This window comes from Paenibacillus praedii (genome assembly GCF_049725345.1).
GTDB lineage: Bacteria > Bacillota > Bacilli > Paenibacillales > Paenibacillaceae > Pristimantibacillus.
Genome location: NZ_JBMWAM010000001.1, coordinates 143,755 through 160,301 on the forward strand (window position 1 = coordinate 143,755; position 16,547 = coordinate 160,301).

A 16,547-nucleotide genomic window follows, 5' to 3' on the forward strand; every position below is an offset into this window, starting at 1 on the left:
CCAATTAAAAAATTTTAATAGCTTAATATTAAATTTATTTATGCACTTTAATCCAGCGTTGTTGTTTATTGCTCTCCATAATAGCATCTGTTATACACATAGAAATATGTCCGTCTGCAAACGTGGCAAAATTTGTTGAATCCTTAAGCGGGTCTTTGCCATCACGAATGAACGAATAGTAATGCAGCATCATGTTCTTCAAGGAATCCGGCCAACCCTCATTGTGACCGCCAGGGTGGTGGATGGAAGGTCTGGCTTCCTTCAGGAACAGTGCCGGATCTGCCATGAGCTCCTCGTTGGAGCGATCGCGGTGACCAATCCACAAGCTAGCTGCATCCTCTTGCTTCCAGTATGCGGATTTCAAGCTGCCGTTAAGCTCAAAACTAAGCGCATTTTTGCGACCAGCGCTTACTTGCGAAACCGTGAATACCCCTTTGCTTCCATCCTCGAACCGTATGAGAACCGAAGCGTAATCCTCCGTATCGACAGTTACATCCTCGTATGCTGCATCTTGCTCTGCTGCAAGTCCACCGAATGTCTCCTGTGAGGTCAAAGGCTTCTTGCGCGTAGGCAAAACGGTCCATAGATCAGCGAAAACCTCTGAAATTCTCTTTCCAGTCACATATTGCACCGTGTCACACCAATGTGAGCCAATATCTGCGATTGCTCGCGATTTGCCTCCCACTTTACTATCTAATCTCCAATTGTAATCTGTTTCAAACAGAAGCCAGTCTTGCAAATAACTGCCGTGCACGACATTAATTTTCCCGAATGCGCCTTGCTTAACCATTTCCGACAGCTGCTTCATCATAGGATACTGTCTGTAATTGAAGTTCACACCATGAACAACCTTATGCTTGATCGCAAGAGCCAGCAGCTCAGCCGATTCCTCACTCGTCATGGCAAGGGGTTTTTCGGACAGGACATGCTTGCCGGCTTCAATAATTTCTTTGTTGATCTGAAAATGCAGATGATTCGGCGTACAGTTATGGATAGCGACGATGTCTGGATTTTTCAGCATTTCCTTGTAATCGCCATAAGCGATTGGAATGCCGAGCTGCTCAGCCTTGCGGCGTGCATTTTCCTCGCCATTCTGAGCAAGCGCAATTACTTCGACAAACTCCAAGCGGCGAACCGCTTCAATATGAGCGGCACCGATAAAACCGGTGCCGATAATGCCTACTTTTATTTTATTGATCACTTTTTGATCGCCTTCTTCCCGAACATAACAGCCAAGATAATGATCAAACCTTTAATCATCATTTGTTGACTGACATCTAGGCCCATAATGATCAAGCCATTATTGATAACCCCAATCATCAAAGCGCCTACTACCGTTCCGATAATTGTTCCTACTCCGCCGAACAAGCTCGTTCCACCAAGGATAACTGCTGCGATAACCGAAAGCTCATCGCCTTCACCGAAGGAGAAGCGGCCTGCATTCATACGGCCCGCATAGAGCAGACCGGCTAGACCAGCCATTAAGCCTGTTCCTAGAAATACAAGTAATTTGATGCGTTGTGTTTTTACACCAGAAAATCTTGCTGCATTCTCATTGCCGCCGGTTGCCAATGTTTGTCTGCCGAAAGATGTTTTACGAAGCAGCACGTGAGCGATAATGGTGAATACAAGCGTCCAAATGAGAAGAACGGGAATCGGACCAATATCACCTGATCCAAAAATAAAGTTAAAGCTGTCATTCACGATTGGAATAGGTGCGGTATCTGTCACCCACATCGCAAGACCTTTGACAGCGCCCATCGTACCAAGAGTAACAAGGAATGACGGAATCGCAGCCTTTGTCACAAGCAAGCCATTGACCAGACCAATTAGAAGCCCTGTACCTACACCGGCAATAAGACCGCCGAGTATACCGAAGCCTGATTGCACCGCTAATGCTCCAGTCAAAGAAGCGAGTGCTGCCGTTGAGCCTACTGAAAGATCGATTTCTCCGGTACTAATAACAAATGTCATGGCCAGTCCCATAAGTGAGATCGTTGCCGTTTGTCTTACGATGTTAAGCAGATTTCCCGATGTTAGGAAGCCTTGGTCAAACAAGGTGATGGCGAAGTAAATAAAAACACCGATAAAAGCGATGTATACGATGTAATTGCGCCACTGAAAGCCTTTTACAGCTGCAAGTGCGCTTGGTTTTGCTGTTCCTGTATTAATATCCTTGGATTGCATATTGCAACTCCTCCTCTGAATGTATCTCCGTGCGCTTCATTTCTTTCTTAATTTGTCCATCATGCATGACGAGAACGCGATCGCTTAGCGCGAGCAGCTCCGGAAGCTCGGAAGATACGACCAAAATCGCTTTTCCGCTTTCTGCCAGTTCTCGAATAATATCGATAATTTCAGTTTTAGCGCCGATATCGACCCCGATTGTCGGCTCATCCAGCAGCAGCACCTGTGGATCATTCGCAAGCCATTTGGCCAGAACGATTTTTTGCTGATTACCGCCGGACAACAGATTACTCGTTTTAAAAATATTATCCGTCTTAATATTAAGTTTCTCTACAAGACGCTTGCTGATATCGTTCGTTTTCTTATCGTCGATGAGAAACCCTTTTTTCACCTTTGAAAGAATCGGCAGTATCATATTGTCTCTTACGCTGTGCTGCAAAATAAGCCCCTGCATCCGGCGATCCTCTGGAATAAGCGCAAGGCCCGCATCGATCGCATCACGTGGGCTGTTCACCTTTTGTTTTTTCCCATTCACGAATATTTCACCGCTGTCTACGTGATCGATCCCAAAGATCGCGCGTAGAAGCTCAGTCCTTCCACTTCCCATCAGACCGGCGATACCGATAATTTCGCCAGGCTGGATTTTCAAGCTGACATTTTGGACCCTGGAACCTGCATTAATGTTTCGAAGCTCGAAGATCGGAGGAACTGCTGTGTCGTATTCTCTTTCCACCCATTCGAAAGCTTTGTTGAACTCCATGCCAACGATATGCTGAATGACCCTATCGAGACTAGTCTCTTTAATAACCTCTGTTGTAATTTTGCGACCATCGCGAAGAATCGTAATACGATCGCAAATTTGGAAGATCTCATCCATACGGTGAGAAATATAAATGATGGCGTAGCCCTTTGCCTTCAGCTTGTTAATAAACGAGAACAAGATTTCAGTCTCCGTCTTTGTAAGCGACGAGGTCGGCTCATCCATAATCAGTATCTTTGCCTCTTGCGATAATGCTTTAGCGATTTCCGTCATTTGCCAATAACCGACTCCAAGCTCCTGTACAACATCGGATGGTTTTATGTCAACACCTAGTTCCTTTAGGAGCTTTTCTGCTTTAATTGCATTTTCTTTATCATCAAGCAGGCCTAAAGAGGTTTTGGATTCGCGTGTCAAATAAATATTTTGTGCTACGGTCAAGGTTGGAATTAAGCTGAACTCCTGAAAAATCATAGAAATATAGTTAGCTTGAGCATCCTCATAGCTCTTAATATTCACAGGTTTTCCTTCGATTGTAATTTCACCTTTATCTGCCGTGTAAACACCAGTAAGTATTTTCATAAGCGTCGATTTACCCGCACCGTTACCGCCCATTAGCGCATGTACCTCGCCTTTGCGAACGGAGAAGCTTACATCGTTTAACACGGTAATGCCGTTAAACGCTTTAGATATATTTTTCATTTCAAGAATCGGTTGATCCATGTACGCTCACCTTCTCTTTTTCTTAGAATGAAGACTGCCAAATGGCAGCCTTCATTCTAAGAATCGTTATTTTTTCATTGCATCTTGAACGCTAGTAGGAGCATCTACACCGTAGATCAGCTTCCAGTTTTCCAATACATTTTCTTTTGTTACTTTAATAGCTGGGGAAGCAACATAAGCTGGTGCTTCTTTACCAAGCAGGCCATAACCTGCAAGGATGGCTTGCGCTACACCTTGGTCATATGGAAGCTGAGCGCCAAGGCCTTGAACGATGCCGTCAGAAGCAATGGACAATGCAACGTTTGTGCCAAGGTCAACCGTAGTAACGATCAAGTCGTTTCTGCCCGCTGTACGAGCCGCAGCCATTACGCCTTCAGCCGGTACATCCCAAGGAGCGAAGATGCCGTCGATGTCAGGGTTTCTCGTCAGCATTGCGGAAGCAACCTCTTCACCTTTGTTCGGATCTGTAATACCGCCTTGCGCTACAATTTCAATATCAGGGTATTTTTCCTTAATTGTCGCTTCAAAAGCATCGGAACGGTTTTTCGTAACGAAGAAGTTAACGTCGTGGTACACGATTCCAACTTTACCTTTTCCGCCAAGCTTTTCTGCCATGATATCAGCAGCTACTGCGCCGTTACCATAGTTATCGCCGGATACAATACTAATGTAATCTTTGCCGGCAACAAGTCCCTCAGCAGCGCCGTCCATGAATACCAGCTTCACGCCTTGCGCAATGGCCTTCTTGTAAGCACTCGCTGTGGATACAGCGTCAACTGGTACAGAGATCATAATGTCAGGCTTTTTTGCAAGAACGGTTTCAATATCATTTACTTGCTTCTCGGCTTTGAACTGGGCGTCAGTTACCGCTACAACCTCGATACCCATCTTCTTGAATGTATCCTGCATTGCGCCTACAGCGGCATTCATGTAGTCCGTGCCGGAGTAGTGCATAACGATAGCAGCTTTATAATTGCCTTCTTTAATTTTGGCAAGCTCTTCTTCCGATAAGTTAAGGTCCTTCGCCGATACCGCTTTCTCGCCGTTCGGTCCAACGTCCTTTACTTCTAGATCAGGAATATTTGGGTTGATTGTAAGCGGCCCGCTTGTTTCTGTGTAGCCTTCATGCTCTTTCGGTGTATTCGTCGCAGTTCCGCCAGACTGGTTATTGTTACCGCAACCCGCAAGTGCAATTCCGCAAACAAGCAGCAATGCAACCGCTGTTGTAAATTTCTTCTTCATTAAGATACCCCTTTTCTCTTCATGTGTGAAATCAATGCTTCAAATAGTGAACGTTTTATTAATTTGAGTATAAAGCTCGCATGATGTAGGAAGTAGACGATGAATTTAACATGCAGGGGGAACTTTTTAGCGTATGCAATTTATAATGGCTAGCTTTGCGATGTTCTTTCGCAAGCTAGCCATTGCTTAATAACCATTGTCCTTCATAGATTGCTCCACCTTAACGGCTGCCTCATCAAGAGCTTCCTTCGCGCTTCTCTCCCCGGTTAAATACTGCTGGACGGCCGTTTGCACTGCTTCAGAAAGCTGCTCATAATTCGTAATGCGCGGCCTTCCCACTCCAACGCTTAACGATTCGCCAAGCACCTGATAATATTCGCGCAAGGAAGGATCAGACAATGTACGCGAAGCCTCATAGGCCGATTTACGGGTCACATGCTGCCTGAATTGCAAGTATTCCTTCTGCGTGCGGGAACTAGTTAAATAGTCAGCAAGCTCAAAAGCAGCTTGCTTATTATTCGAGTATTTGTTTATAGCCAATCCATAGGAGCCAAAATGAGGACCTCTCTTGATCACGCCGTTATGCTCCACGCCCGGAAGCATGAAGTAGCCAACCTCTCCTCCCTTCACTTTCGGATTCAGCCGCATGTCATGATAATTCATACCCATTGCAACCTGTCCATAGCTGAAAGCGATCTCCACCTCATCCCATGTATAAGAGAGCACATCCGGCGGCGTAACCTTTTCCTCTAAAATCCAGCTCCCGTATGTCTCTAATGCTTTAACCCCTTTATCGCTGTTAAAAACAGGCTTGAGCTTATCATCAAACAAATGACCGCCAAATATACTCAAAAACGATTTGAAATCAACAAAATTGGATTCATGCTTGCTGGCCATTAAGGTTGTTCCATACCGATCAATCGTGCCGTCCTGATTGGAATCCCTCGTGAAAAAAGCAGCGATCTCCAAATATTCATCCAAGGTTTGAGGGATCGTCAGCTTGCGATGATACTGCTCCTCAAACTGTTTTTGATATATCGGGTCTTCGAAAAGGTCCTTTCGATAGCTGACGGTGAGCGCATTCGATTGTATCGGTAAACTCCATATATCAAAACCCGATTCTGTTATACGATCCAGGTTGATTATATCCATCGCCGGCGGCTCCTTGTGCGGGGCGTCTTTATCAAAGACGGAAGTATCCAAAAATAATTTCGCGATAAAATCATCGACTTCATTAGTCTGCTTCGACTGCTCCATGTAAGCCGTTAACGGCTCGATATGCTGAATGATTTTCGGCATCCAAGGTGTATCTATAGCAATCAGATCATATTCATCACTCTTCCGAAGCAGCTCCGAGAATACCTTCTCCTGTAAGCTGTTGTACGGAAAGGCGCTTACCTCCACGTGAATGCCCGTTCTCAGCTCATATCTTTCAGCGGCGTTTATGACGGCTTCCGAACCTGCTTCAACAGTCGCATAAAGCACCTTTAATGATTTGCGATTCTCGGTCTCGTTTAATTTCTGATTAGCATCATTCATGCAGCCTGTTAGGATCCATGTGAGTATAAGTATAAGAGACGTTAACACTTTATATCTGTTCATTCTGGAGTCCCCTCTCCACTTGTTACTCGGCATCCTCGGTTGCGGTCGCTATACCATTTTGCTTGCGAAGCTCGGAGGGTGAATAGCCGAATTCCTTTTTAAATAGGCTTCTGAAGTACGCATGATCCGCGTATCCCGTTTCTTCTGCGATTTCATTCACCTTTTTGTTCGTATTCAGCAATAGGCTCTTGGCCATTTTCATTCGCTTGCTCGTCATATACCTCACAAAATTAACGCCCATCTGCTGCTTAAAGGTACGGCTTAAGGTGACGGAATGAACGTTTACCGCCTCAGACACCGAATCAAGACTTAAATTGATATCATATGAAGCTTCAATTAGCTGCAAGGCCTGCTTGAACCAGTTGTTCATGTTAGGCTCAAGCGGGTCTCGCGTCTGGAGTTGCGTCTCCTTAAGGGCCATGACACCGCCCAAAATCATTTTTCGAAGTCTAGTCCTGAGCTCATCCCAGGTTTTATACTTCGATACCCAATCATTCCAGTAATATAAAGTTTCTTCATCCAGCATAATTACATCGTTTTTCACAAGCCCCTCATCAAGCAAAGCCATCAAATATGAAGCTTCCTTCTTCAGCTCCTCATAGCTCATATGGCTCAACATATTTAACCAAGCATCCAGCGTTCTCTCAAGCTCCAGGTTATCACCCGTCCGTGCTTGATGAATAATTTGCTGCCTATATCCATGCGTTTGCTTCGTCCATTCTTTCCGATCGATTCGATTTTTTCTGCGCTCTGCATCAGCATGCTGAAAAAATTGTTTTGAGCTTCTCTTGAGAAATTCAGCAGCTAATAGCGGTAGAAAGCCGACTTTTTCCCTAAATGTGCTTTGAGCTTGTTCTGGAGTAGCCTTTACGACGATACCCTCAGCCCCCGATTCATGTATGAAAGACAGCATCACCTGCTCCAATGTATCGCGATACGGAGCTAACAATACGGCCCGATCACCGATGAGGATAGACTTTAGCTCACGTTCGTCAAACCATAGGCTCACATTATACAGTTCCATCTGCTGAGTTGAAAAATACGGGAATGGCATTTTTATGATAAGCTGCTCGAGCTCATTTTTCATACGTTTCTCAAGGCTGGTCCTCACCTTTTCAACAATTTCCTTCAGCTGACCGCGATCGGCCGGCTTTAGCAAATAATCTGCCGCGCCATGCTGAAGAGCCTTTCGTGCATATTCAAAATCATCGTACCCTGATATAATGACCACATGCATAGCTGGGTGCTTTTCCTTAAGTATTTCCAAAATCTCTAAACCACTTAATTCCGGCATGCGAATATCCAGAAATACGAGTTCAGGCAATACGAGCGAGATTTGCTCAAGCGCCTTATGTCCGAACTCTGCGTTGAATACCTGTTCATGGGGGAACAAAGCTGTTACCTTCTGAATAATGCTCGTCCGCACTTCGCTTTCGTCGTCTACAACACATATTTTCATAATAAGACCAGCTCCTTCACGAGATCCTAAGCCTGTACAGTATTGTATGCAACAAGGAGGTAATAGCCATTGTTACGCTTTAGTTCTGTAAGACGTATACTAAACCGACTGACGCTCAAGTTCAAGCTATTTGTTTTGCTCATATTGCTGTCTATTATCCCCATTTCATTAGTGAGCTATAGCTCTGAATATTTCATGTTTCGCTCTGGAACCGAGTATTCCGCATCCATCTCATCGCAATACGTAGAATCAGTAGCAAGAGAATTGTCCGATTACCTGCAAAGCCTTAACCAATCCTTCGACAGTCTCTTTATTCATTCCAGCTTTCAAAATTTTCTGTATACCGAAGAAGAACAGCTTGCCGAACAGTCCAATGACATGATGAGATTTCGGCCAATTATTCGCACTTCCCTTCAATTTCACCCTGAAGTCGTTGGCGTTCTCTACATTGACCGGCTGGGCAAAAGATATTTTGACTCTTATCAAAAACAGCTCGACCCTACATTCTCCTTTTCCAAGAGCTCTTTCTACGAGGCTGCTTTCGCGAATCTTAATCCGGAGCTTACAGGTCCTCATCAGCAATCTTATGTGATGTACAGCAAAGCAAATGTATTCTCCTATATTCGGCCAATTCTGAACTCGAATACAGGTAAAACACATGCTTTATTTATTATTGAAATCAATGAAGAGAAAATTAAAAGCATGCTGCGGGGAGACGAGCGGAATCAGCAAGGACAGGTTTTTTTGTATCGGGAAGAAAACGGTGCAGCCTTCTCTGATCTGCCCATTAACGCAAAAATAATACATGATTTTGAGCAGGCTCGAACAACATCGCCTGCAAACAGCAAGCAATTTCTATTTACTTCGGAAAATTTGGAGTATCAAGCAATTTATTCCGATCTGCCAGGCAGTGATTGGAAGCTCGTATGGACTGCCCCTCTCAGCAGCATCAACGAAGGCGTAAGGCAAACATATAGATTGACATTATTAATAGGGATAATTAGTCTGGCAATCGCGATTATTTTTGCCTTCCCTGTTATGAATGGCATTCTTAAGCCGCTGTATAGTCTGAAGAGAGGGATGCAAAGCCTCGGGCGTGGCGCTTATGTACCTATTAAAGCAAATAACTCTTATGACGAAATTGGTTTTCTCATTCGAAGCTACAATCAGATGCTGGATAAGCTGCAGTATATGGAGCGCGAGGTTTATCAAGCCAATATGCGGGAAAAAGAACGGGAGCTGCTCCAGCTGCAGGCGCAAATCAACCCGCACTTTCTATTCAATACACTCGAAACGATTGAATCTTATGCGGTGAGGAACAATGGAGAAGCCGTTGGCGACATGGTTCAGTCTGTCTCGCGAATGATGAGATATACGGTTCGCAATGACGATGGATGGGCTTCTCTTAAGGATGAAATGGCTTATATCCACAACTTCCTGACCATCCATTACTATCGGAATCGCAAGGATGTAAAAGCTAATCTGGATATAGACCCTGCAGCCAAGGAGATTCCGATCATGAAGCTCAGCATCCAGCCTTATATCGAAAATGCAATCAAATACGGCTGGAGTCCTAATCTTAGCGCGGAGGAATTTGAACTAGATTTAAAGGTAGAGCTCATCGAGGATATGATGAGCATCACCATTCGGAATACGGGGACCGGCATATCGCCAGATGTGCTTGCGAAGCTGCAGATGCTGATCGTAAGCAAAGGTAAAACGGATGATCCTTATTTCCGCAAGCATACAGGCGTATTTAATACTTACCGCAGGCTAATCCTCGTTTATGGGGAACGCGTTCTTTTCCGAGTGGAAAGCTCGCCTGAGCATGGTACGATCTTTGAGTTCCGCTTCCCTTACGATGCTGGCAGGAGAAAATAGATGATTAAGGTGCTAACCTATGAACTGTGAAATTTCCTCATTAACATGATCTCGCTGCTCCCAAAATAAGCCATGCCCGCTGTCCTCCAACCATACGAGCTTGGAGTTCAGAATGTATTTGTTCAATTCGACTGCAAGCTGCGGAAGGACGATTTCATCATGAATGCCTTGAAATATTAAAGTAGGCGCCTTGATCTTGCCAACGTCTGCAAATAAGGTTTCATCCCTGAGCGAGGTCAGAAGGGCTGCAGTGGAATAACCTGCTGCTTCTGTGCCCAGCTGGAAGAACCAGTCGGCAAATGGTCCTGTAATATTTTGAAAGAAAAACATTCCATTTAGATCCTGAAGCATTTTGGGGCGATTATTCAAGGATGCTTGGATAAGCTTCGTTACCTCCTCCTTCGGCAGCCCGTAAGGAAAGCCCGGCAGCTGCGTAAAGCTTGGTGCTGCTGCTGCCAGAAGCACTAGCTTAGATACTCCGTACCCATTATGTCGTCCCATATACCGGATCGCTATTGCGCCTCCAACCGAATGGCCAACGAGAGTAAAATCATTTAGCTTCAACGCATCCACGACTCCGTTTACATCATCTGCCAGCCGGTCATATGCGTAGCCGTCAAACGGCTTATCCGAATTTCCGAAGCCTCGAAGATCGATTCCGATACAGCGGTAACCCATCGCAGGCAGCACATTGAACTGATATTCAAACAGCTTATGATTGGCCGGCCAGCCATGTATAAATAGGATCGTCTTCTCACTCTCAGGATTAATGTCCTCCACATAAATTTTTACATCCGTTTCCACCTCAACATAATATCCCACAATGACACCTCCATGAAGTAACGCTTCTTATGAACTAGGATACTCAGGAAGACGACAATAGGTGAATGCCTAATTACAACAGTCATTTGCGATTTATCCAACATTAACACTGTTCATGTCGTTAAATATATTGGTTTAGTGTACAGGTTTTGACAATCTTTACAGCTTTCATCTGCTAATATGAATACCATAGTGTCCATCATAGACGAGGAGTGTTGAAATTGATTACAATTTCCAACGAACATTTTCAAAACGAAACAATTACTTTTGACGGTTTTAGCTTTATCGGATGTACGTTTACAGACTGCGTTATTCTCATTACGACCTTGAATTTTAATTTCGAGAGATGCTCCTTCTTCCATTCGTCCTTGCATGTGAATCCGGCCCTCTCCATCTTTGAAATTTCGCACAAGCTATCGCAATCCACTTATGACAATGGAACCAATTGCTATCGTGATGACTATAAGTATCCTCAAACGACGATGAGCTTACCTGTCGCTAACGTTCATTAGTATGCCGATCATATAGTGATGAACTATTGAAAAAAACGCCCTCCATCGAGGGCGTTTTTTGAGTGTATTATCTTTTTTGTTGTCTTCCCGTTATCAGCAGCATGAGGAATGAAATAAGGATGATAATAAATGTCCATGCCCATGCCATCGTTAGGTTTCCTGAGTCTACGGCCACATAAATGGCTGTCGGAATCGTCTGCGTCTTTCCAGGAATATTGCCGGCAATCATCAGCGTGGCGCCGAACTCGCCAAGTGCTCTAGCAAAGCCTAATATATAGGCGCTAAGCAGAAACCGACTGGCTAAAGGCAGCGTGATATAACGAAATACGTGCCATTCATTGGCCCCCATGGAGCGGGCTGCTTCCTCCAAATCCTTATCGATTGATGCAAATCCAACCTTCATGGATTGGTAGACGAGCGGAAAAGCGACCACCACGGCGGCGATGACTGCCGCCCCCCAGGAAAATACAAGTGGTGCGGAAAATAACCATTCTATAGCTCGTCCGATCCAGCTATTTCCCCCTAACAGAACGAGCAGGAGAAAACCTACGACCGTAGGAGGCAAAACGATCGGCAGCAGAAATACGGTTTCTACTAGCAGCTTTCCACGAAAAGACTTTATTGTCATCCACCACGCGGCTGCCAGACCAATCACGGCAGTCACGACGCTTGCGAGCAGCGCAACCTGTAGCGATATCTTTATGGGCAGCCACAGCTGCTGCCAATCCATAGACGCCAGCATCAGCGCGGTTTGGAAAAGCCATATTTCACGAATACATCCATCACTTCATCTGTTTGAAGAAATTGATAGAGCTCTTCCGCCTCATTAGCATGTTTAGTAGCTTTTATAATGCCTACTGGATATTGAATAACAGGGTACGTACTGGGGTCTACTTGAAAAGCAATCTTGACTTGCTTAGATGACAGAGCGTCCGTTTTGTATACGAAGCCCACATCAGCGTTACCTGTCTCTACATACTGAAGCACTTGTCGAACATCCTTTGCTTGTACGATTTTGTCGCCTAGGCTGTTCCATAGGTTTATCGCAGTTAGCGACTCTTTCGTATAGCTTCCTGCCGGTACGCTCTCGGGTATGCCTACTGCGACGTGCTTTACCGCTTCATTTGTCAGATCCTCAGGTTTAACAATCATTAATTGAACAGCTGCAGGTACGATAGCAACTAGCTCGTTTTGAAGAAGCGATTGCTGCATTCTAGTATCTACTAATCCTCTATCTATGAGCGCTTGCATATTTTTGGACGCGGCCGCCAGAAAGAGATCAACAGGCGCTCCTTGTTCAATTTGCTGCTGCAGCGCTCCTGAAGCGCCAAAATTGAAGTGAAGCTTGATAGAAGGATGCTCTGCTGCATAGAGCCTCTCCACCTCCTGGAGTGCATCCGTTAAGCTGGCAGCAGCTGAAATCGTAAGCTCCACCGTTTCTGTCTGATTCAATTCGCATGCGGTAAGCAGGAAAGAGAACGATACAGCCAGCAGCAAAGACATACCGTTCTTTATTACTCGACTCATCCTCTCGTCCACCTCTATGTTTATGATCTAAACCATATTATATAGAGGTATTTCATGCGCTGTAAAGCAATAAAATGAGCAGACTGCCTGTTTTTAACTCGGCCCAATATTGGGATGTCTGACGCATTATAAAGAAAGCCTTCGACCCGACATCATCAGTCCTTCCATAATATAGGCGGGAAATGGGTAAGAATTGCTATAATCAAACTTTACCGTAACAAAAAAAAACGCTTCTGTGACTACCAAGGTCACTGAAGCGTTTTTTTATTCCCTTAAACCCAACATTTTTAATCCATGCATAATGCCATCCTCGGTAACATCCTTCGTAACATAACGAGCAGCCTGCTTAACGATCTCAGGAGCGTTGCCCATCGCAACGCTGTGATACACATATTGGAGCATTTCGATATCATTCAGCCCATCGCCAAATGCGTAAACATCTTCAGACTTAAATCCAGCACGTTCAACTAATGCTTGAATGCCTCGTGCCTTGGATCCTCCTTGCGGAAGTACATCGCTGCCATATAAATGCCACCGATTGAAACCAAGCTCAGAGAAATGATCTTTGTAGCAGCCCTCATCTTCTTCCTTACAGAAGAGAAGACATTGATAAATTTCTTTGCCTTTATAAAACTCTGGATCCGATGGCGGCAGCTTGCTCTTCAATGCATTGCTTTCAGCCTCTGAATAAGCGTTCCGGTCCGTATTCGTACGCATTTCTTCGGGCGTCATGAAAACTAACGGGTGACTGTTATCCGCTGTCATTCGCGCCAGCTCTTCTAGCCGTGCGGCGTCAATTGCTTGATTGTACAGCACTTCACCTTGGTACACGACGTACGAGCCATTAAAGCTGATATACGAATCAATGTTCAAAGCAGTGCTGACATCCTTCAGCATGAAGGGCCCTCTTCCTGTTGCGATGACGACCTCATGCCCATCCTTCTGTAAATCAAATACCGCTTGCTTTGTAGTGTCTGGAATGTTCTTGTTATGATCCAGCAGCGTTCCATCTATATCGAATAAAATGAGCTTTCTTGTCACTTTACCTCAAATCCCGCAGCATGGTTTTGACCTTGCTATATTGACCGTTGACTCGATCAATCAAATAGTTTTGCATCAGCTGGTTTTCTGCAAGCTGTGCCATCTCCGAATCAATATCCACATTATTTCCGTTATTGTTCATCGTTGTTGTATTCGTTTCAACAATTTTATAAGGCAGCGAATTTTCACCCAAATTATTGAATGGCATATGCTTGGCATAAGTTCGTCGAAGAGCCAAGCCATTATTCGTATTTTGTTCTAATCTGCGATTCAGTTCTTCCTCAAATACAACCGATTTCTTCTTATAGTGAGGCGTGTCCGCATTGGCTATATTATTCGTAATCGTTTCATGTCTCGCAATAATGGCTTCCAATACTCTTTCATTCAATGTAGGCTTCATTGATATCATCAAAGATTCCCCTTCCTGTTGCATCAATGTAATTATGTCTGAAATCCCGCGAATTTTCAATATATTTTTGCCAGGCTAGGCTGCAGAGGCGCTGCATTATGGCATTATCGATAAGATGATAACAGACTCTTATGTATCCAAATAGCGGCCTGGCTTCCATCAGCCATAGCAAGCGTCACCATCTCAGAATGGGCAGCGGCATCTCCTGCTGCCCAAACATGGCGGATACTTGTCATTTTTGTGCGGGAGTCCACGATAATATGTTTATTATCCATCAGCTCAACACCTAATTGCTCAGCGATTTCTGTTCGGACGATATTGCCTCCGAAAGAAATAAAACAACGATCGCTCTTCATAATCGTACCGTCACTTAGCTTAACGCCCTTGAATTGGAAATTCGAAACCAGAATGTGCCCAATCGGCATTGGGATGTAGCTGATGTTTGCTTCCTTTAACTGACTGAGCAGCTGGTCGTCGATCGCGGCTTGTTCGTGATTGATATAAATAAGCTTCTTCGTCCAATGCGTCAGCGTCAGCGCCATCTCAGCACCAGCTTTGCCTGAGCCCAGAACGATCGTTTTTTTATCTAAAACCTCGTACCCATCGCAATCTGGACAAACAAAAACGCTCGTTCCCATGCAAGGTATGAGCGCAGGAAAATCAGGAATTCGATCCTTTACGCCCGTTGCAAGCAGCAGTCTTTTACCATGAATTTGTTCATTTCCGGCCGTTGTTACGATGAAGCCGTCGTCTTGCTGCTCAGCTTTAATCACCTTTGCGTGAATAAGCTCGACACCGAGACGCTCAGCTTGCTGTCTACCAGCGGCGAGCAGAGCAGGGCCGCTGACCCCCTCCGGCCATCCAATCAAATTATGATAGCAGCGGCACAGGCTTGATCTTCCCTCAGCGGAATCGATTACGACAACTTGATGCCGGTATCTTCCGAGCTGAATAGCGGCCTGCAGCCCTGCAATGCCGCCCCCTACAATCACGCATTCGAACTTCATATTGCCTCCTCCTGCCAAACCTGACTGCACTCCCTGTCAACACACAAGATTAATATCTTTGAAATGAACGACTCCTATTCAAAACACGGATTAAAATAAAAAAAAGCCCAATTCATTTCAACGAAATGCATTAGGCTTTATCAAGTTTATATTGAAAATCACTTGCATTATTCATGTTCATACGATGCTTTACCGTTCAATATCCATCCCTATGAAAGCAGCTGCAGCCTTTTTTTCTTCATTCTCTTCAATAGCTCCGGGAGCGTAACGCCTAATAGCACAACGGTCACTCCAATCCATTGCAGCAGGCTTACATGCTCATGAAGCACGAAGGATGACAACAGCACCGCTACTGGCAGCTCGGACGCGCCAAGAATGCCGGCCATTCCTTCTCCGATATGCGGCACGCCAACAGCAAACAGCAAAGGAGGAATAAACGCTCCAAACAGGCCAAGTAAAAAACCGTAGAGCATCAGCTCTCCAAATAGTAAGCCATTAAACAAAAACGTCGGTGGAAATAGTAAAAATACGAGCAGCATACCGCCTGTAATCATCCACGCGCTGCGATAAGCGGGCTGCGCAGCTGGCACAGCTTTACCGCTGAATAGAATGAATAAAGAATAACTGACCGCTGACAGCAGCCCAAGCATAACGCCCATCAGGTTGAACCTCCCTGCCCCATGCTCAATAATGCCTGCGGCTAGCAAAGTGCCTCCTAGCAGCACTGCTATTGTAATTATCATCAATTTGTCAGGACGCTTCCGCTCGCTTATCGCCTGGATAAGTACGCCGATCCAAGTAAATTGAAATAATAAAATAATTGCCAGAGAAGCTGGAATGTATCGCAGCGATTCATAATACAGCAATCCGGTAATTGCGGTAGGCGCACCCGCAGCCATAAGCAGCAATCGGTGCTTCCACGTCAGATTGGTGATGGGTTTCGCAGCAGCGGCTTTGTCTGCCGCTTGTTTAATGATTCTTTGCTCGCGTCTCTTTATGAAGAACGCAAGCGCCCATGCCAGCAGGAAGCCCGTTAGCAGCTGACTGCCAACCACCTCACCAAGCTTATAACCGTGTCCATAGGCCAGAACGACAATGGTGGATAAAATGCCATAGCTTGCAGCTCCCAAAAACACCGATAGTAAATATTTCATCTGTACACATGCCCCTTTCAAACTTGCACAAACCTTCGAATATACACATAAAAAAAATCCTAACCTCGAATACAGGATCATATGATATGATCTTATACTCGTAGTTAGGAAGTTAAGGCTTCCCGTAGAAACCCTCACCCTATATCTTGTATTCACGCTGTGAGGTTATACGAAATGATTAAAATGTAATGTTATGTTGGTATGTTTACCAGGGTAAATCTTAC

General features: G+C 44.9%; 14 protein-coding genes and 1 riboswitch. Of the genes, 1 reads left to right on the forward strand and 13 read right to left on the reverse strand.

Annotation, left to right across the window (positions count from 1 at the left end; all coding sequences use genetic code 11):
• Nucleotides 1-34 precede the first annotated feature (34 nt).
• The 6 genes from ACO9K6_RS00705 to ACO9K6_RS00730 form a co-directional block, all read right to left on the reverse strand.
• The gene (locus ACO9K6_RS00705; RefSeq protein ID WP_424765941.1) at nucleotides 35-1,198 is read right to left on the reverse strand and encodes a Gfo/Idh/MocA family protein; all 1,164 of its coding nucleotides are present in this window, start codon (nucleotides 1,196-1,198) and stop codon (nucleotides 35-37) included.
• Entirely contained in the window at nucleotides 1,198-2,187 is a 990-nt protein-coding gene (locus tag ACO9K6_RS00710) for an ABC transporter permease (protein WP_424765609.1), read from the reverse strand. Before ACO9K6_RS00710 ends, ACO9K6_RS00705 begins: the two co-directional genes overlap by 1 nt.
• On the reverse strand, nucleotides 2,168-3,667 hold the full coding sequence (locus ACO9K6_RS00715) for a sugar ABC transporter ATP-binding protein (RefSeq protein WP_424765610.1): 1,500 nt from the start codon (nucleotides 3,665-3,667) through the stop codon (nucleotides 2,168-2,170). Before ACO9K6_RS00715 ends, ACO9K6_RS00710 begins: the two co-directional genes overlap by 20 nt.
• 66 nt (nucleotides 3,668-3,733) lie before the next feature.
• On the reverse strand, nucleotides 3,734-4,909 hold the full coding sequence (locus ACO9K6_RS00720; protein WP_424765611.1) for a substrate-binding domain-containing protein: 1,176 nt from the start codon (nucleotides 4,907-4,909) through the stop codon (nucleotides 3,734-3,736).
• Nucleotides 4,910-5,095: 186 nt separating this feature from the next.
• A complete protein-coding gene (locus tag ACO9K6_RS00725; RefSeq protein ID WP_424765612.1) occupies nucleotides 5,096-6,511 on the reverse strand; it encodes an ABC transporter substrate-binding protein in 1,416 nt (471 codons plus the stop codon).
• 22 nt (nucleotides 6,512-6,533) lie between these two features.
• Nucleotides 6,534-7,970 (reverse strand): response regulator transcription factor, encoded by a 1,437-nt coding sequence (locus ACO9K6_RS00730; protein WP_424765613.1) that lies wholly within the window; start codon nucleotides 7,968-7,970, stop codon nucleotides 6,534-6,536.
• A gap of 69 nt (nucleotides 7,971-8,039) precedes the next feature.
• Between ACO9K6_RS00730 and ACO9K6_RS00735 the strand changes: the two genes are divergently transcribed.
• On the forward strand, nucleotides 8,040-9,851 hold the full coding sequence (locus ACO9K6_RS00735; protein WP_424765614.1) for a sensor histidine kinase: 1,812 nt from the start codon (nucleotides 8,040-8,042) through the stop codon (nucleotides 9,849-9,851).
• A 12-nt stretch (nucleotides 9,852-9,863) separates the two neighbouring features.
• Here ACO9K6_RS00735 and ACO9K6_RS00740 read toward each other — a convergent pair whose 3' ends face one another.
• The 7 genes from ACO9K6_RS00740 to ACO9K6_RS00770 all read right to left on the reverse strand — a co-directional run bounded on the left by ACO9K6_RS00740 (nucleotide 9,864) and on the right by ACO9K6_RS00770 (nucleotide 16,323).
• Nucleotides 9,864-10,673, reverse strand: a complete 810-nt coding sequence (locus tag ACO9K6_RS00740) for an alpha/beta fold hydrolase (RefSeq protein WP_424765615.1) — start codon at nucleotides 10,671-10,673, stop codon at nucleotides 9,864-9,866.
• 579 nt (nucleotides 10,674-11,252) lie between these two features.
• Nucleotides 11,253-11,915 carry a molybdate ABC transporter permease subunit gene (gene modB, locus ACO9K6_RS00745; protein ID WP_424765616.1) on the reverse strand — a complete coding sequence of 221 codons (663 nt, stop codon included), beginning with the start codon at nucleotides 11,913-11,915 and terminating at the stop codon, nucleotides 11,253-11,255.
• Between the two features lie 11 nt (nucleotides 11,916-11,926).
• Nucleotides 11,927-12,712 carry a molybdate ABC transporter substrate-binding protein gene (modA, locus tag ACO9K6_RS00750; protein WP_424765617.1) on the reverse strand — a complete coding sequence of 262 codons (786 nt, stop codon included), beginning with the start codon at nucleotides 12,710-12,712 and terminating at the stop codon, nucleotides 11,927-11,929.
• A 264-nt stretch (nucleotides 12,713-12,976) separates the two neighbouring features.
• The gene (locus ACO9K6_RS00755) at nucleotides 12,977-13,753 is read right to left on the reverse strand and encodes a Cof-type HAD-IIB family hydrolase (protein ID WP_424765618.1); all 777 of its coding nucleotides are present in this window, start codon (nucleotides 13,751-13,753) and stop codon (nucleotides 12,977-12,979) included.
• A 1-nt stretch (nucleotide 13,754) separates the two neighbouring features.
• Nucleotides 13,755-14,162, reverse strand: a complete 408-nt coding sequence (gene flgB, locus ACO9K6_RS00760) for a flagellar basal body rod protein FlgB (RefSeq protein WP_424765619.1) — start codon at nucleotides 14,160-14,162, stop codon at nucleotides 13,755-13,757.
• Between the two features lie 104 nt (nucleotides 14,163-14,266).
• Nucleotides 14,267-15,169: an NAD(P)/FAD-dependent oxidoreductase gene (locus ACO9K6_RS00765; RefSeq protein WP_424765620.1), complete on the reverse strand. Its 903-nt coding sequence runs from the start codon at nucleotides 15,167-15,169 to the stop codon at nucleotides 14,267-14,269.
• A 209-nt stretch (nucleotides 15,170-15,378) separates the two neighbouring features.
• Nucleotides 15,379-16,323 carry an EamA family transporter gene (locus tag ACO9K6_RS00770; RefSeq protein ID WP_424765621.1) on the reverse strand — a complete coding sequence of 315 codons (945 nt, stop codon included), beginning with the start codon at nucleotides 16,321-16,323 and terminating at the stop codon, nucleotides 15,379-15,381.
• An 81-nt stretch (nucleotides 16,324-16,404) separates the two neighbouring features.
• Nucleotides 16,405-16,516, reverse strand: a riboswitch (purine riboswitch).
• Nucleotides 16,517-16,547: the final 31 nt, after the last annotated feature.

What these genes read in the sequence shown, in the direction of transcription:
- modB (WP_424765616.1), bottom strand. Translation starts at nt 11,915, where the DNA reads ATGGATTGGCAGCAGCTGTGGCTGCCCATAAAGATATCGCTACAGGTT.
- ACO9K6_RS00770 (WP_424765621.1), bottom strand. Translation starts at nt 16,323, where the DNA reads ATGAAATATTTACTATCGGTGTTTTTGGGAGCTGCAAGCTATGGCATT.
- ACO9K6_RS00715 (WP_424765610.1), bottom strand. Translation starts at nt 3,667, where the DNA reads ATGGATCAACCGATTCTTGAAATGAAAAATATATCTAAAGCGTTTAAC.
- ACO9K6_RS00710 (WP_424765609.1), bottom strand. Translation starts at nt 2,187, where the DNA reads ATGCAATCCAAGGATATTAATACAGGAACAGCAAAACCAAGCGCACTT.
- modA (WP_424765617.1), bottom strand. Translation starts at nt 12,712, where the DNA reads ATGAGTCGAGTAATAAAGAACGGTATGTCTTTGCTGCTGGCTGTATCG.
- ACO9K6_RS00765 (WP_424765620.1), bottom strand. Translation starts at nt 15,169, where the DNA reads ATGAAGTTCGAATGCGTGATTGTAGGGGGCGGCATTGCAGGGCTGCAG.
- ACO9K6_RS00725 (WP_424765612.1), bottom strand. Translation starts at nt 6,511, where the DNA reads ATGAACAGATATAAAGTGTTAACGTCTCTTATACTTATACTCACATGG.
- ACO9K6_RS00720 (WP_424765611.1), bottom strand. Translation starts at nt 4,909, where the DNA reads ATGAAGAAGAAATTTACAACAGCGGTTGCATTGCTGCTTGTTTGCGGA.
- flgB (WP_424765619.1), bottom strand. Translation starts at nt 14,162, where the DNA reads ATGATATCAATGAAGCCTACATTGAATGAAAGAGTATTGGAAGCCATT.
- ACO9K6_RS00730 (WP_424765613.1), bottom strand. Translation starts at nt 7,970, where the DNA reads ATGAAAATATGTGTTGTAGACGACGAAAGCGAAGTGCGGACGAGCATT.